At 64.6% G+C, this 14,973-nt stretch carries 13 protein-coding genes; 7 read left to right on the top strand and 6 right to left on the bottom strand.

Annotated features, from left to right (window positions below; translation table 11 throughout):
* The first annotated feature begins 3 nt into the window (after positions 1–3).
* The 5 genes from rhaS to AC1DWU_RS18985 all read left to right on the top strand — a co-directional run bounded on the left by rhaS (position 4) and on the right by AC1DWU_RS18985 (position 6,053).
* On the top strand, positions 4–999 hold the full coding sequence (rhaS, locus tag AC1DWU_RS19005; RefSeq protein ID WP_477151574.1) for a rhamnose ABC transporter substrate-binding protein: 996 nt from the start codon (positions 4–6) through the stop codon (positions 997–999).
* Positions 1,000–1,190: 191 nt separating this feature from the next.
* Complete coding sequence (locus tag AC1DWU_RS19000; protein WP_477151573.1) at positions 1,191–2,696, top strand: sugar ABC transporter ATP-binding protein; 1,506 nt, start codon at positions 1,191–1,193, stop codon at positions 2,694–2,696.
* The gene (locus tag AC1DWU_RS18995) at positions 2,693–3,703 is read left to right on the top strand and encodes an ABC transporter permease (RefSeq protein ID WP_477151572.1); all 1,011 of its coding nucleotides are present in this window, start codon (positions 2,693–2,695) and stop codon (positions 3,701–3,703) included. Before AC1DWU_RS19000 ends, AC1DWU_RS18995 begins: the two co-directional genes overlap by 4 nt.
* Entirely contained in the window at positions 3,700–4,692 is a 993-nt protein-coding gene (locus AC1DWU_RS18990; protein ID WP_477151571.1) for an ABC transporter permease, read from the top strand. The genes AC1DWU_RS18995 and AC1DWU_RS18990 overlap by 4 nt, the downstream gene beginning before the upstream one ends.
* A complete protein-coding gene (locus tag AC1DWU_RS18985) occupies positions 4,689–6,053 on the top strand; it encodes an FGGY-family carbohydrate kinase (RefSeq protein ID WP_477151570.1) in 1,365 nt (454 codons plus the stop codon). The genes AC1DWU_RS18990 and AC1DWU_RS18985 overlap by 4 nt, the downstream gene beginning before the upstream one ends.
* 45 nt (positions 6,054–6,098) lie before the next feature.
* Here AC1DWU_RS18985 and AC1DWU_RS18980 read toward each other — a convergent pair whose 3' ends face one another.
* Positions 6,099–6,308, bottom strand: a complete 210-nt coding sequence (locus AC1DWU_RS18980) for a hypothetical protein (RefSeq protein WP_477151569.1) — start codon at positions 6,306–6,308, stop codon at positions 6,099–6,101.
* A 684-nt stretch (positions 6,309–6,992) separates the two neighbouring features.
* Here AC1DWU_RS18980 and AC1DWU_RS18975 point away from each other — a divergent pair.
* Positions 6,993–7,991: a LacI family transcriptional regulator gene (locus tag AC1DWU_RS18975; RefSeq protein WP_477151733.1), complete on the top strand. Its 999-nt coding sequence runs from the start codon at positions 6,993–6,995 to the stop codon at positions 7,989–7,991.
* 90 nt (positions 7,992–8,081) lie between these two features.
* Here the strand turns inward: AC1DWU_RS18975 and AC1DWU_RS18970 are convergent, their stop codons facing one another.
* On the bottom strand, positions 8,082–8,489 hold the full coding sequence (locus AC1DWU_RS18970) for a tautomerase family protein (protein ID WP_477151568.1): 408 nt from the start codon (positions 8,487–8,489) through the stop codon (positions 8,082–8,084).
* A gap of 97 nt (positions 8,490–8,586) precedes the next feature.
* Here AC1DWU_RS18970 and AC1DWU_RS18965 point away from each other — a divergent pair, with 97 nt between their 5' ends.
* Positions 8,587–9,456 carry a LysR family transcriptional regulator gene (locus AC1DWU_RS18965; protein ID WP_477151567.1) on the top strand — a complete coding sequence of 290 codons (870 nt, stop codon included), beginning with the start codon at positions 8,587–8,589 and terminating at the stop codon, positions 9,454–9,456.
* A gap of 77 nt (positions 9,457–9,533) precedes the next feature.
* Here the strand turns inward: AC1DWU_RS18965 and AC1DWU_RS18960 are convergent, their stop codons facing one another.
* The 4 genes from AC1DWU_RS18960 to AC1DWU_RS18945 all read right to left on the bottom strand — a co-directional run bounded on the left by AC1DWU_RS18960 (position 9,534) and on the right by AC1DWU_RS18945 (position 14,534).
* The gene (locus AC1DWU_RS18960) at positions 9,534–10,565 is read right to left on the bottom strand and encodes an aldo/keto reductase (protein WP_477151566.1); all 1,032 of its coding nucleotides are present in this window, start codon (positions 10,563–10,565) and stop codon (positions 9,534–9,536) included.
* Between the two features lie 97 nt (positions 10,566–10,662).
* Positions 10,663–12,474: an ABC-F family ATP-binding cassette domain-containing protein gene (locus AC1DWU_RS18955; protein WP_477151565.1), complete on the bottom strand. Its 1,812-nt coding sequence runs from the start codon at positions 12,472–12,474 to the stop codon at positions 10,663–10,665.
* A gap of 342 nt (positions 12,475–12,816) precedes the next feature.
* Positions 12,817–13,293 carry an iron-responsive transcriptional regulator RirA gene (gene rirA, locus AC1DWU_RS18950; RefSeq protein WP_477151564.1) on the bottom strand — a complete coding sequence of 159 codons (477 nt, stop codon included), beginning with the start codon at positions 13,291–13,293 and terminating at the stop codon, positions 12,817–12,819.
* A gap of 194 nt (positions 13,294–13,487) precedes the next feature.
* Positions 13,488–14,534 (bottom strand): aldo/keto reductase, encoded by a 1,047-nt coding sequence (locus AC1DWU_RS18945; RefSeq protein WP_477151563.1) that lies wholly within the window; start codon positions 14,532–14,534, stop codon positions 13,488–13,490.
* Between the last annotated feature and the right edge of the window lie 439 nt (positions 14,535–14,973).

Below are 14,973 nucleotides of genomic sequence, written 5' to 3'. Positions count from 1 at the left end.
ATCATGAGCCTATTGAAGAAACTGGCCGTCGCCACGGCGCTGACCGCAGTGATGCTGTCGGCCCCCGCCGCGCTCGCCCAGACCAAGATTGCGCTGGTCGTCAAGTCGCTCGGCAACGGCTTCTTCGATGCCGCCAACAAGGGCGCGCAGGAAGCCGCCAAGGAACTCGGCGACGTCGAGGTGATCTATACCGGCCCGACCACGGCAACCGCCGAAGGCCAGATCGAAATCATCAACTCGCTGATCGCCCAGAACGTCAACGCCATCGCGATTTCGGCCAACGATCCGGATGCGCTGGTTCCCGCCCTGAAGAAGGCGATGGAACGCGGCATCACCGTGATCAGCTGGGACTCGGGCGTTGCCGCCGAAGGCCGCCAGGTTCACCTCAACCCGTCCGACACCAACCTGATCGGCGAGACCATCCTGAAGCTCGCTGCCGACTACCTACCGGATGGCGGCGACGTCGCGATCCTCTCGGCCTCCTCGACTGCCACGAACCAGAACGCCTGGATCGAAGCGGCCAAGAAGGTGCAGCCCGAGAAGTTCCCCAAGCTCAACATCGTCGCCACGGTCTACGGCGATGACGACTCGGTGAAATCCACCAACGAAGCCAAGGGCCTGATCGCCTCCTACCCGAACCTCAAGGCGATCATCGCACCGACCACCGTCGGCGTCGTTGCCGCCGCGCAGGTGGTGACCGATGACAACCTGATCGGCAAGATCAACGTCACCGGCCTCGCGCTGCCGTCCGAGTTCAAGCAGTTCATCGACAACGGCGCTTCGCAGGCCGTGGCGCTGTGGAACCCGATCGACCTCGGCTACTCGGCCGTGCAGATCGCCTACCAGCTCGCGACCAAGAAGGTCGAAGCCAAGCCGGGCGCCACTATCTCGATCGGCCGCGTCGGCTCGATCACGCTGGACGACACCAACTCGGCCGCCATGGCCGCACCGTTCGAGTTCAACAAGTCGAACATCGAAGAGTTCTCGAAGATCTACTGAGGTCGCTGACCCGGCCCGGCGGCGCTCGCGCTGCCGGGCTTCTGTTTCCACACCCACGGTGTCACCCCGGCGCAGGCCGGGGGCCATCCTGAGGTCTCACCACCCACGCCGACAGCCATATCTCAGGCTGGATCCCGGCCTGCGCCGGGATGACATCGGTGAATGGGTTGGCAAAGAGTACAATGCCCAGCATGCCCGAACCCAAGCTCACCCTCTCCGGCGTCACCAAGTCCTTCCCCGGCGTGCGGGCGCTGCACGAGGTTAGCCTCGAGCTCTATCCCGGCCAGGTTACCGCGCTGATCGGCGAGAACGGCGCCGGCAAGTCCACCCTGGTGAAGGTCCTCACCGGCATCTACCAGCCCGACGCCGGCGAGATCGTGCTCGACGGGAAGCCCGTGACCCTCAGCTCCGCCCACAAGGCGTTCGAGCTCGGCATCACCGCCATCCACCAGGAAACCGTGCTGTTCGACGATCTCAGCGTCGCCGAGAACATCTATCTGGGCCACGCGCCCAAGACCCGCTTCGGCACCATCGACTGGACGCTGATGCGGAAGAACGCCCGCCAGGTGCTTGATGACATGGGCGCCGGGCACATCAATGCCGAGACGCGGTTGCGCGACCTGTCGATTGCCAACAAGCACCTCGTCGCCGTCGCCCGCGCCATGTCGATCGACGCCGAAGTGGTGATCATGGACGAGCCGACCGCGGCGCTCTCCCACAAGGAGATCGAGGACCTGTTCGTCCTGATTGAACTGCTGAAGGAGGACGGCAAAGCGGTGCTGTTCATCAGCCACAAGTTCGACGAGATCTACCGCATCGCCGATCGCTTCGCCGTGTTCCGCGATGGCGAGATGATCGGCAAGGGGCTGATCGACGAGACGCCGCAGAACGACATCATCCGCATGATGGTCGGCCGCTCGGTCGATCACATCTTCCCGGAGCGGGCGCCAACCATCGGCGAGACCGTGCTGAAGCTCGAGGGCCTGAGCCATCCGACCGAATTCGACGACATTGGCTTCGAGCTCCGCCGCGGCGAAATCCTCGGCTTTTACGGCCTCGTGGGCGCCGGCCGCTCCGAGGTGATGCAGGCAATCTTCGGGCTGACGCGCACCTCGCGCGGCGCCATGACCCTCGACGGCACCCCGTTCCATCCTCACTCGCCGGCGGACGCCATCGAAGCCGGCATCGTCTATGTGCCCGAGGAGCGCGGCAAGCAGGGCGTGGTGGTCGATCTGCCGATCGTCCAGAACGTCTCGCTGCCGTCGCTGAAAAAGACCTCACGCCAGGGTTTCCTGCAGATGGCCGAGGAGTTCGCGCTGACCCGCAAATACACCGAGCGGCTCGACTTGCGTGCCGCCTCGCTCAGCCAGAATGCCGGCACCCTCTCAGGCGGCAACCAGCAGAAGGTGGTGATCGCCAAGTGGCTCGCCACCCAGCCCAAGGTGATCATCCTCGACGAGCCGACCAAGGGCATCGACATCGGCTCCAAGGCCGCTGTGCACGCCTTCATGGCCGAACTGGTGGCCGAGGGGCTGGCAGTGATCATGGTCTCGTCCGAACTGCCCGAAGTCATGGGCATGTCCGACCGCATCGTGGTGATGCGCGCCGGCCGGATCGACGCCATCCTCGACAACCAGGGACTGACCGCCGACGCGCTGGTCAAGCGCGCCATCGGCGCCCACGAGGTGGCGGCATGACCCGGAATCTCTCTACGCTCGCGCCACTAAGGCTGTTCAAGCTGCGCGAGTTCTGGCTCGCCATCGGTATCGCCGCAATGATCGGCGCCATCGCCACCCGGGCGCCGAGCTTCGCCGCCCCGGCCAATCTCGCCGACATCTTCAACAACACCGCCATCCTGATGATCCTGGCGCTCGGCCAGATGGTGGTGATCCTCACCCGCTCGATCGACCTGTCGATCGCCGCCAACGTGGCGCTCTCGGGCATGGTCATCGCGCTGCTCAACTCCACCATGCCGTGGATCCCGGTCCCGCTGTTGATCCTCGCCGCGCCGCTGATCGGGCTGGCGCTCGGGGCCATCAACGGTTTCCTCGTCTGGAAGCTCGATATCCCGGCGATCGTCGTGACGCTCGGCACCCTCACCATCTATCGCGGCACCACCTTCCTCGTCGCCGGCGGGCAGTGGGTGAACGCCGCCGAGATGACGCCCGACTTCATTTCAATCACCCGCATCGAGCTGTTCGGCCTGCCGCTCCTCAGCTGGTCCGCCGTCGTCATCGCCGCCGCGTTCTATGTGGTGATGACCCGCACCCCGATCGGCCGCTCGATCTACGCCATCGGCGTCAACCCGACGGCCTCGGTCTATGCCGGCATCAATGTCGGCCGCACCAAGTTCATCGCCTTCTGCATTTCCGGGCTCGTCGCCGGGCTCTGCGGTTACCTCTGGGTGTCGCGCTACGTCATCGCCTCCTCCGAGACGGCGGTGGGCTATGAGCTCCAGGTGATCGCCGCCTGCGTCATCGGCGGCGTCTCGATCGCCGGCGGCGTCGGCACAGTCGGCAGCGCCCTGCTGGGCGCGGTGTTCCTCGGCGTCATCAGTTCGGCTTTGCCGGTGATCGGCGTATCGCCGTTCTGGCAGATGGCCATCTCTGGCACCGCGATCATCCTCGCCGTCGTCCTCAACGCCCGCGCCGGCCGCAAGACCGGCCGCATCATCCTCAAGCGGGCGGAGGCCGTCGCACCATGAACGACCAGACCCCGGCCACGCGCCACATCCCCGACCGGCTCGATAAGCCGCTGCGTTCGGCGCTGTTCAGCTGGCCGAGCCTGCTGCTGGTGGTCGCCCTAGCGATCTTCATCGCCAACTCGCTGGCCTCGCCCTATTTCCTCTCGCCCTGGTCGCTCAGCGACGCGACCTTCAACTTCACCGAGAAGGCGCTGATCGCGCTCGCCATGGCGCTGCTGATCATCTCGGGCGAGATCGATCTTTCGGTCGCTGCGATCATCGCGCTGGCCTCGACCGCCATGGGCTTCGCGCTGCAGTTCGGCGTCGATACGCCGGGGCTGGTCGCCATCGGCATCGGCACGGGGCTGATCTGCGGCGCCTTCAACGGCTTCCTCGTTACCCGCCTAGGGCTGCCCTCGATCGTCGTCACCATCGGCACGATGAGTCTGTTCCGCGGCATCAGCTTCATCGTCCTGGGCGACCAGGCCTTCAAGGGCTACCCCGCAAGCTTCGCCGTCTTCGGCCAGGGCTATGTCTGGTGGGTGGTGTCGTTCGAGTTCGTGCTCTTCCTCGCCGCGGCCGCCATCTACTACGTGGTGCTGCACCGGACGAGCTTCGGGCGCCGCATCTTCGTCATCGGCAACAATTCAACCGCCGCACAGTTCTCCGGCGTCCGCGTCGAGCGGGTGAAGTTCGTGCTGTTCTGCCTCACCGGGCTGATGGCCGGCATCGCCTCGGTGCTCTTGACCAGCCGGCTCGGCTCGACCCGTCCGTCGATCGCCCAGGGCTGGGAGCTCGAGGTCATCACCATGGTGGTGCTCGGTGGCGTCTCCATCCTCGGCGGCGCCGGCTCGATCATCGGCGTGGTGATCGCCGCCTTCATCATGGGGCTTGTAACGTTCGGCCTTGGGCTCTTGAATGTCCCTGGAATCGTCATGTCGATTTTCATCGGACTACTGCTCATCGTGGTGATCGCCCTCCCCATCGTCTACCGGATGATCCGCAAGTGACCGTCTCGAAGGTCGGGGTCATCGACATTGGCAAGTCCAATGCGAAAGTGGCTGTCGTCGATCTCGACACACGCACCGAGATCGCCGTGCGCAAGCGGCCAAATTCTGTGCTCCGCGATGGGAAGTATCCGCATTTCGACATCGACGGGCTCTGGAACTTCGTCACCGATGCGCTGCGTGAGCTGAACGCCGAAATCCCCTTCGACGCCCTCAGCGTCACCACCCACGGCGCCTCCGCCGCGCTGATCGACGCCGATGGCGAGCTGGCCTTGCCGGTGCTGGATTACGAGTTCGCCGGCCCCGACCAGCTCTGGGCCGAGTACGATCGCGCCCGCCCGGATTTCTCCGAAAGCTTCACCCCGCGGCTGCCCGGCGGGCTCAATCTCGGGGCCCAGCTGTTCTGGCAGGCCCATGCGTTTCCGGCCGACTTCGCCCGCACCCGGTGGATCCTCACCTACCCGCAGTACTGGTCGTTCCGGCTGACCGGCGTTGTCGCGGAGGAGATCACCTCGCTCGGCTGCCATACGGACCTGTGGGATTTCACCACCGACCTCTACTCCTCGCTGGTGATGAAACAGGGCTGGCTCGACAAGTTCCCCGAAGTCCGACCCGCCTCCGACATCCTCGGCGTCACCCTCCCCGCGGTTACCGCCGCGCTGGGCCTGAAGCGCCCGCTGCCGGTCTATTCCGGCATCCACGATTCCAACGCCTCGCTGCTGCCGCACCTGCTCGAGCGCGACCCGCCCTTTGGCCTCGTCTCCACCGGTACCTGGGTAATCGTCGCCTCGCCCGGTGGCGATATCGACAATCTCGATCCGGACCGCGACTGCCTTGCCAACATAGATGCAATGGGACGACCAGTGCCCTCATCGCGCTTCATGGGCGGCCGCGAGTTCGAGATGCTGACGACGCCGCGCGAGCCATCGGCCGAAGCGATCGAGCGGGTGCTCCGCGACCGCATCATGCTGACCCCGTCGGTGGTGCAGGGCTCCGGCCCGTTCCCCGGCCGGCAGGCGCAGTGGAGCAAGCCGCGCGACCAACTGAGCGATGACGAGGTCTATGTCGTCACCTCGTTCTACCTGGCGATGATGACGGCCGAGTGCCTGACGCTGACCGGCGCCGAGAACCACACTGTGGTCGAGGGCCCCTTTGCCGGTAACGCGCTGTTCCTGCGAATGCTGGCAGCGGCGACCGGGCGTCCCGTGGAGCCGGTGAAGCGCAGCGCCACAGGCACGTCGATCGGTGCTGGCTTGCTGGCGCGGATGGATCGGCCGCTTGCCGATGGCCATGCGCCGGTTCTGGTGGAGAGCGGTCCTGCCGCCGCCGCTTATGCGTCGGACTGGCGGAAGTTCATGACGTAACGGTCCGCTAGCCGGACCTAAAGGGCCCCCTAACGGGGACCCTTGTCATACTCCGGGACGCAGTGCGTCGCGGACTGCCGCCTCGGCGGCTTCGATGGTCTCGAATATCTGGCCATCCACTCCGAACGCGTCGAACTTGACGGCGAGGAAGCGGAAACCGGCATCGAGCGCAACCAAGACACCCTTCGGCTCGCCATCGACATCGACGGCTATGGGCTTGGCGCTATGCGGCTTTTCGAACGGGGCATGCTGCATGGAATGACCTCCATCGGCACGTCTCTGGGGACGGCCGGGGTGTTACCTGAACTGTGAGACGAATGGGTGACAGAGGTCACATTCGTTGGGGTCGGTAACACCCGTTGGAGCGATCTACCCATTTACCAATAAGCCCGGTTTGGAGAGTGGTGCGAATTGCGATGTGCATGTTCGTCTCCTTCCGGCGGCCATCGGCCTGGGTGATTCCAATGAGGGCGAGAATAGCTCGTCGCCCGCAGCTTTTCTGTGGCGAACCTGAGTCCGCCATCTGGTGGTTATACGGCGTCGGCTGCCGCAGGTCTATCCGGCTTTCGTCGTCGATCTCGCAAACATAGGCGGGCCACGGCCGCTTCGCCAGCCCGGCGCGTTCCAAACCGCTAGCATCAAAGTGAAATTTCCTGCCCATTAGATTTGATCGGACGAAAAGCTCGGCGCGTCGTCATGGCCGCCGCAACGGTTGCTACCAAAGTATGCCAGCGTGATGGAAGCCTTGGGCTTCCTGCCTTGAAATCGATTGCATAATCTGTTGAGCTACGCCTGAGCGGATCTGGGGAGCATCGCCGCTCACCCAATATGCCTCGCAAGAAGGCATCATCCGCTCGAGGGAGGACATCGTTGGCCGATACGGAAACGCGCGACAAGAAGCGCGCCAAAGGTCGTCGCCCTCTTGGCGTTGGCGGCGCCATCAAGCCGGGCGGCAAGCCCACCTTGCGCACCATTGCAGAGATGACCGGCCTCGCGATCACCACGATTTCGCGTGCGCTCAACAATGCGCCGGAACTGTCGGAGGAAACCCGCGTCCGGGTGCAGAAGATCGCGGCCGAAATCGGCTACGTCCCCGACCGCACGGCCCTGCGGCTGAAGACCGGGCGCACCCACGTCATTGGCCTGATCCTCGATCCGCACGACGAAATCCTCGGCTTCGGCCAGTCGATGGTCTCGGGGCTGACGGCGGCGCTGCGCGGCACGCCCTACCACCTCGTCATCACGCCGACCTACGCCAATGCCTCGCCGCTCGACCCGATCCTCTACATCCTTCGCAACAAGGCGGCTGATGGGGTGATCTTCTCGCGCACCGAGCCGGACGACGACCGGGTGAAGCTGCTGATGGAGGAGAACTTTCCATTCGTCTCGCACGGGCGCACGGCGTTCCCGTCACCGCACCCCTATGTCGACTACGACAACTATGCCTTCGCCCATCACGCGGTGATGCGGCTCAAGGCCAAGGGCTGCCGCAAGGTGACGATCATCCTGCCGCCCGACCGTTTCAGCTTCGGCTATCACCTACGCGACGGCTTCATGGCGGCGATCAACGAGACCGGGCTCGCTTACGAGATCATCGACGGCGCCACGCTCGACAACGCCGCCGACGAAATCCGCCTTGCCATTATGCGGCGGATCGCCGAGCCCGACGCGCCGGACGGCTTCATCTGCACCGGCGACGCCGCCGCCCTGTCGATCATGGCGGGCATCACCGATGCCGGCCGGCAGATCGGCAAGGACGTGCAGATGGTGGTGAAGCAGACTTCCGGCATCTTCAGCCAGGTGCGGCCCAAGGTCGACGCGATCTTCGAGGACACCGCGCTCGCCGGCAAGCAGATGGGTGAACTGCTGCTCCGACGGATTAATGGCGAAGCAGCGGAGAATCTGCAGATTTTGCACGAACCGGAGATCTGGTTCTGAGGGCGGCGGCCTGATCTCGAGATGGGCCCCGGCACAAGGCCGGCGTGGCATCGAGGGTGTTGATAGAGCGGTGCTGCACTGCATTGACGCTTAGCCGTCGGCTCCGCGCTGCTGCGCCAGGGCCATGGCGAAAACGCCGTTGCCCACACTCCAGTCCGAGTAGTCGTTCTCATGGGCGAAGATGAAGACGTCCTTCGGGGAGACGGCCGCCCGGGCTTCGAGATTTTGCGCAATTGCGGCATAGAGCGCCCGCTTCATCGCGTCGCTCCTGCCCCGCCGCATGGTGATCTCGACCACGATCAGCGCGTCGGAACGGGCAATGCCATTAAAGCCACGGTCGAAGAAGAAGTCCTGATCGCGGTATTCGTTGACGAGGTTGAACAACTCGTCCCTGGGCATGCCGATGCTGTCGACCAGGGCGTCATGAATGCCCTCGACGATATGACGCTTGCGCGCGGGATCCATTCCGAAGGGCACGGCGGTTCTGACGAAGGGCATGGCTCAACCTGACATGTTGCAATGTCAGCTGAATTATCACAGTGAAGCCGCTGTACATATTGACACCTTGGCCGTTTCATTGTGATCTCTAGTCACAATGAAACTTCAGAGAAACCTACCCCTCGCGGCCCTTCGTGCCTTTGAAGCCGCCGCGCGCCACGGCCAGCTGACCGCCGCAGCCGAGGAGCTCGCAGTAACGCATGGGGCGGTCAGCCGCCATGTCAGCCATCTCGAGGTGCTTATTGGAACGCCGCTTTTCGAGGGGGCCCGCAATCGTCCGACGTTGACAGCGGAAGGCCGCGTCTTTGGCTTCGCGCTCACCGCCGCCTTCGACCAGATGGAGGACGCGCTGCGCATCATTGCCAAGAGCGATGATACGATACTGGACGTGGGGTGCCTCAGCACTTTCGCGATGCGCTGGCTCATTCCCCGCCTGCATCATTTCGCCGCACAATATCCGCGCTATGACGTGCGCCTCGCCACCGACGACAGGCCGGTCCGCACCCCGGTCGATGCGCAGATCGTGGTGATGCCGCCGGACGCGCCGACCCCGGAAAACGCCAGCCTGCTGTTTCACGAAAAAATCGGCATGGTCGTTGCGCCATCAATGGCCGTTGTGGCGGGGTTGCCGCGCCTCGAAACCCGGACGCGCAGCCAGATCTGGCAAGATTGGGCGCGCCTCACCGGTGAGCCTCGGCAGGACAAGGCCAGTGTGATCCGAACGTTCGATCATTACCATCTGACCATCGAGGCCGCGTTGAACGGTCTCGGTGCGGCAATCGTACCGTGGCATCTCATTGCCGAGGATGTGACGCGCGGTCGGCTGCTGGCGCCTCGCGGCTTTCTGGAAAGCAATTATCGCTATGTCGTGAGGGTCGACCGGCCTGGGCGACGAAAGACGGAGCATTTCGTGGCCTGGCTGAGAGAAGCGGTGGCCAGTTTCCCAACCCCGCCACCTCCGGCCTAAAACTCGCTAAACCGGAGCGTCCTTGCCGTCATAGGTCAGCACCCTCCGATCAGCGGGTCGCCGATGCTGGTGATGAGTTAGCGCCCACCCTCGATCTTGCGGTGACGCTGGTTCACGCCGCCCTTGCCATACGGATAGTCCGCAACCTCCGGCGCGCTGGCCTCGGTCAACTTCTGCGTGTTCTCGGCATCGAGCTTGAGACCAGCGGCAGCGAGATTGTCCGCCAGCTGTTCCCGCGTACGTGCCCCCAGAATCACCGAGGTCACCGCCGGGCGGTCGGCGAGCCAGGCGAGGGCGACCTGCGCCATCGACACGCCGAGGGTCTCGGATACGTCCTGCAGCGCGCCGATGATCCGCCAGGTCCGCTCCTGCGCGTTGCGCGGGCCATACGATTCCGAGCCGCGGTTCGGGTTCTCGCCCAACCGGGTGGCGCCGGTTGGCTGCTGGTCGCGCTTGTACTTGCCCGACAGCCAGCCGCCGCCCAGCGGCGACCACGGCAAGAGCCCGATTTGGGCGTCGAGCGCCGCCGGTACGATCTCGTGCTCGATGTCGCGGACCAGCAGGTTGTATTGCGGCTGCAGCGTCACCGGCGGCGCGAGGTTGCCCATCTTGGCGAGGAACGACGCCTTGGTCAGCTGCCAGCCGATGAAGTTGGAGAAGCCGTAATAGGCGATCTTGCCGTTGCGGATCGAGTCGTCGAGGAAGCGCAGCGTCTCCTCCAGCGGGGTCAACGCGTCGAAGGCGTGCATTTGATAGAGGTCGACCTGCTCGGCGCCAAGACGGCGCAGCGACGCGTCGAGCGCCTGGCCGAGATGCCGGCGCGAGAGGCCGAGATCGTTCGGCCCAGTGCCCATCGGGAAGCGGCCCTTGGTGGTCACCACCACCTGCTTTGCCGCGTCCGGACGGGCCTTCAGCCAGCGGCCGACAATCTCTTCGGACTTGCCGGCGGAGTAGACGTCGGCGGTATCGAGGAAGTTGCCGCCGGCAGCGACATAATCGTCCATCAGCTGGAACGAGGTGGCTTCGTCGGCTTCGGCACCGAAGGTCATCGTGCCAAGAGTGAAGGCGGAGACGACGGCGCCGCCATTGCCGAGCTTACGATATTGCATGGTATTCCCTCGATGGATTGAATCGCTTCAACGCTGTCTAGCGCGCGTCGGATGTTCCGTCGAGTCGACCATCGGCTAATGACGATAGAAAGACGCGCTAGCCTTCGATTTGTTCGCGCAGGGCTTCCAGCGTCAGCCACTCGTCCTCGGCCTTGGCGAGAGCTGCCTGGGCCTTTTCCAGCGCCTTGCCGGTGTCCGTGAACTTCTGCGGGTTCTTGGCGTAGAGGCTGCCATCGGCGAGCGTGCCGTTGAGCTTGGCGATCTCGGCTTCGAGTTTCGCCATCTCCTTGGGCAGCGTTTCCAGCGCGTGCTTCTGCTTGAAGCTGAGCTTATGCTTTGCCGGATGCGAGGTGGTCTGCGGCAAGGCCGCCTGCTTACCACCCTTGGTCTTGCCCGCATTGGGCGGCGCGGTGACGCCATAGCCGCGCTGGGTGACCATGTCCGAATAGCCGCCCGGATACTCGGTCCACTGGCCACCGCCGTCGGAGACGATCACCGAGGTCGCCACCCGGTCGAGGAAGTCACGATCGTGGCTGACCACGATCACCGTGCCCGGATAGTCGGCAAGCATTTCCTGCAGCAGGTCGAGCGTTTCGAGATCTAGATCGTTGGTCGGTTCGTCCAGCACCAGCACATTGGAGGGCAGCGCCAGGACGCGGGCCAGCACCAGCCGGCCGCGCTCGCCACCCGAGAGCTTGCTGACCGCCGTGCCGGCTTGCTCGGGCCCGAACAGGAAGTCCTTGAGGTAGCCCATGAAGTGCTTGGGCTGGCCGTTGATGATCAGGGTGTCGGAACCGCCGCCGGTCACCGCTTCCTTCAGCGTCATGTCGGCGGTGAGCGAGGCGCGACGCTGGTCGAGGCTGGCGAGTTCGAGATTGGCGCCGAGCCGTACCGTGCCGCTATCAGGTTCCAGCACGCCGGTCAGCAGCTTGATCAGCGTGGTCTTGCCGGCGCCGTTGGCGCCGATGATGCCGAGCCGGTCGCCGCGGATCACCCTGGTGGTGAAATCGTTGACGATGACGCGTTCGCCGAAGGCCTTGGAGATGCCCTTGGCCTCCATCACCATCTTGCCTGAGGTCTCGCCCTCGGAGACAGAAATCTTCACGTCACCGACCGAGCGCTTCAGGTCGCGCCGCTCCTGGCGCAGCGCGAACAGGCCGTCGAGGCGGCGCACGTTGCGCTTGCGCCGCGCCGTAACGCCGTAGGTCAGCCAGTGCTCCTCGCGGACGATCTGCCGGTCGAGCTTGTGCCGGGCGGTCTCTTCCTCCTCCAGCACCTGGTCGCGCCATTCCTCGAAGCCCCCGAACCCCTTGTCGAGGCGGCGGGTGGTGCCGCGATCGAGCCAGACGGTCGAGCGGGTGAGATCGGCAAGGAAACGGCGGTCGTGGCTGATGATCACCAGCGCCGAGCGGATCGATGACAGCTCGTTTTCCAGCCACTCGATGGCCGGCAGGTCGAGATGGTTCGTGGGCTCGTCCAGCAGGATGATATCGGGTTCGGGCGCCAGCACCCGGGCCAGCGCCGCCCGGCGAGCTTCCCCGCCAGAGAGCCGCGACGGTTCCTCGGTGCCGGTGAGGCCGAGATGGTTGAGCAGGTAGGTCGCCCGGTAGTGATCGTCGCCCGCCTGCATGCCCGCTTCGACATAGCTGAGCACATCAGCATAGCCGGAGAGGTCTGGCTCCTGCGGCAGGTAGCGGATGGTGGCGCCCGGCTGCAGAAAGCGGCGGCCGCCGTCGGCTTCGATCTCGCCGGCGGCGATCTTCAGCAGCGTCGACTTGCCCGAACCGTTGCGACCCACCAGCGCCACCTTCTCGCCGGGCATCAGCTGCAGCTCGGCGCCCTCGAGCAATTCGGTCGAGCCGAGTCTCAGGCGAATTTGCTGCAGGAACAGAATGGGCGCGGGGGCCATCGGGAAGTCCGGGGTCTAGAGGGGTCGGGCGGCATAGAGCACGTGCGGGCCGCGAGATCAACGCGACGCCGTGCCCGCCACAAAGATGAATGAACCGGGCCTAACGGCCGGAGTCAGAAGCCGTTCAACTGCGACTTGGCAAAAACGCGTTGCCGCGGGCTTCGGGGCAGATTGGCAGGTCTCCGAGGGTCCACTATTCCGGGCCCTTGGCCGCCTGCCGGCAATCCCAGAGAGACTGGGTTCCGCTGCACGAGCAACGCCCTTCGGGTCGGGCGTGTGCAGCGAAAGGGCGGGTGCCGGGCGGTTGGAGTCGGTCCGGCATCCGCTACTTGTACGGAGCGGTCAGTGTGCCGCCTGGGCGATCAGTACCGGTTCCATATCCTCGAACTTGAGGCCGAGCCGCTCGCGCAGCGACTTACGCTTCGAGGCGAGGTCGGCGATGGTGTAGCTCTCGAGCACGTTGAAGAACGCCCCCAGCGCCTCGCGCAGCGCCGCATTGACGTCGCAGCTCTCGGCCAGCGGACACGTGATGTCGCCGTCCTCGAAGCACTCGGCCATCGAGAAGCTCTCCTCGGTGAGGCGGATGGTATCGAGCAGTGTGATCTCATCGGCCGGACGGCCGAGCTTGATGCCGCCGCGGCGGCCGCGCACCGTCTCGATCAGCCCGTTCTCGACCAAGGGCTTGATCAGCTTGAACAGGAACAGTTCTGAAATGGCGTGCGCCTTGGCGATGTCGGCGACGCGGCTGAGGCCAGGGTCGTTCACCGCGCAATAGATCAGGGTGCGGATGGCATAGTTGGACTGGCGAGTCAGTCTCATCGAATCTCCGATTCGGCGGTCACGCCGACTTTTGCTGCTTCCCCGCGGAAGCCCTGCTTTTCAAGGAGTCTTCCGGCTGGATGGGGTCTGGAACTGCCTCACACTTTATAACGGTTCTAAACTTAGTCAAGAAAACATGACGCCGCAGTTCAGGATTGTGCGGGCAGGGGAGATCGGCCTGCCCGCACCATTGGTCATTCGTCCATGTATGGCCGATGCAGCGCGAGGTCGGCCTCGCCGAGGCGGTCCTGCGCGGTGAAGCTCTGATGCCAGTAGGGATAAGGCAGGTTCGGCTGGCTGACCTTGTCGAGCTTGGCCACATCCTCGGCAGTGAGCTTCAGGTCGACCGACTTCAGGTTGTCCTCGAACTGCGCTGTGCTGCGCCCGCCGATGATCACCGAGGCCACCAGCGGCCGTTGCAGCAGCCAGGCCAGCGACACCTGTGCGCCGGAGACGCCGTGGGCTGCCGCTACCTCGTTGATCACATCGACGATGTCCCAGAGCCGATCCGCGTCGTAGATCGGGGGCTCCCTGAAACCGGTAACCTGCCGTCCGCTTTCCGGCTTGGTGTTGCGGGTGTACTTGCCCGAGAGCCAACCGCCGGCCAGCGGCGACCAGACGAGAATGCCGACGCCCTGGTCGAGCCCGAGCGGCACGAGTTCGAACTCAGCCTCGCGCGAATAGAGCGTGTAGTGAATCTGCTGGGCAACGAAGCGCTGGTAGTGCGCCGCGTCGGCAATGGAGAGCGCCTTCATCAGGTGCCAGGCCGAAAAGTTCGACGAGGCGGCGTAGCGGATCTTGCCCTGCTTCACCAGCGTATCGAGAGCCTCGACGGTCTCCTCGAGCGGCGTCTGCCCGTCCCATTCGTGCACGTGATAGATGTCGATGACGTCGGTCTTCAGCCGCTTGAGCGAGTTCTCGCATTCGCGGATGATATGCCAGCGGCTGAGGCCCTGGTCGTTCGGGCCCTTGCCGGTGGGAAAGCGCACCTTGGAGGAGATCAGCAGCTTGTCGCGCCGCCCATCCACCAGCGCTTCGCCGATCATGCTTTCGGACTTGCCGGCGTTGTAGACATTGGCGGTGTCGATCAGGTTGATCCCGTCATCGAGGCAGAGGTCGATCTGGCGCTGCGCGTCCTTGAGTTCTGTCTCGCCCCACGAGCCGTCATTGCCGAACGTCACCGTGCCGATCGACAGCGATGAGACCTTTAGGCCGGAGCGGCCGAGCAACCGATATTCCATGATGTCCCTCCAGTAATTCGTCGGCGCGGACCCTAGACCAGCCCGATGACAATGGGGAGGGCCGGCCAGGACAAATTGCCCGACCGCCTCTCGGCTCCGGGGTGCTCGGGTAGTCGGGCGGTTCCGGCGTGGCTTCGACCACGCGGGTAGTCCGCAATATGAAGGCCGTCGCCACGCCGGAACTGTTCGGAGTTTTTGCGGGGACCACGAGGAAGCGTTCGCACGCCGTGCGCTAAGCACGGAAACGGTGGACGGGTGCCCATAGCCGCGGCCGCCAGGGGACGGCTCCCCCAGCACCGAAATCGCCCCACCGACCGTCCGTACGCGACCGCGCCCGTGTGGGTGACGGGGGCAGAATCGCATGGGTGCGGGAGTGGGGGGATTACTTCGTGCGGATTTTCTTTGATGCGGCAGTTGTCTCCCTCCCCCGTTGCGGGGA

Source organism: Devosia sp. P2_G7 (genome assembly GCF_056403495.1).
The sequence above is the reverse complement of the archived record's forward strand: the minus strand, read 5'-3'. Positions and strand labels throughout refer to the sequence as shown.

Bases quoted from the DNA above. Each gene is read 5' to 3' on its own strand.
- rhaS (WP_477151574.1), top strand. From the start codon at position 4: ATGAGCCTATTGAAGAAACTGGCCGTCGCCACGGCGCTGACCGCAGTG.
- AC1DWU_RS19000 (WP_477151573.1), top strand. From the start codon at position 1,191: ATGCCCGAACCCAAGCTCACCCTCTCCGGCGTCACCAAGTCCTTCCCC.
- AC1DWU_RS18995 (WP_477151572.1), top strand. From the start codon at position 2,693: ATGACCCGGAATCTCTCTACGCTCGCGCCACTAAGGCTGTTCAAGCTG.
- AC1DWU_RS18990 (WP_477151571.1), top strand. From the start codon at position 3,700: ATGAACGACCAGACCCCGGCCACGCGCCACATCCCCGACCGGCTCGAT.
- AC1DWU_RS18980 (WP_477151569.1), bottom strand. From the start codon at position 6,308: ATGCAGCATGCCCCGTTCGAAAAGCCGCATAGCGCCAAGCCCATAGCC.
- AC1DWU_RS18970 (WP_477151568.1), bottom strand. From the start codon at position 8,489: ATGCCCTTCGTCAGAACCGCCGTGCCCTTCGGAATGGATCCCGCGCGC.
- AC1DWU_RS18965 (WP_477151567.1), top strand. From the start codon at position 8,587: ATGAAACTTCAGAGAAACCTACCCCTCGCGGCCCTTCGTGCCTTTGAA.
- AC1DWU_RS18960 (WP_477151566.1), bottom strand. From the start codon at position 10,565: ATGCAATATCGTAAGCTCGGCAATGGCGGCGCCGTCGTCTCCGCCTTC.
- AC1DWU_RS18955 (WP_477151565.1), bottom strand. From the start codon at position 12,474: ATGGCCCCCGCGCCCATTCTGTTCCTGCAGCAAATTCGCCTGAGACTC.
- rirA (WP_477151564.1), bottom strand. From the start codon at position 13,293: ATGAGACTGACTCGCCAGTCCAACTATGCCATCCGCACCCTGATCTAT.
- AC1DWU_RS18945 (WP_477151563.1), bottom strand. From the start codon at position 14,534: ATGGAATATCGGTTGCTCGGCCGCTCCGGCCTAAAGGTCTCATCGCTG.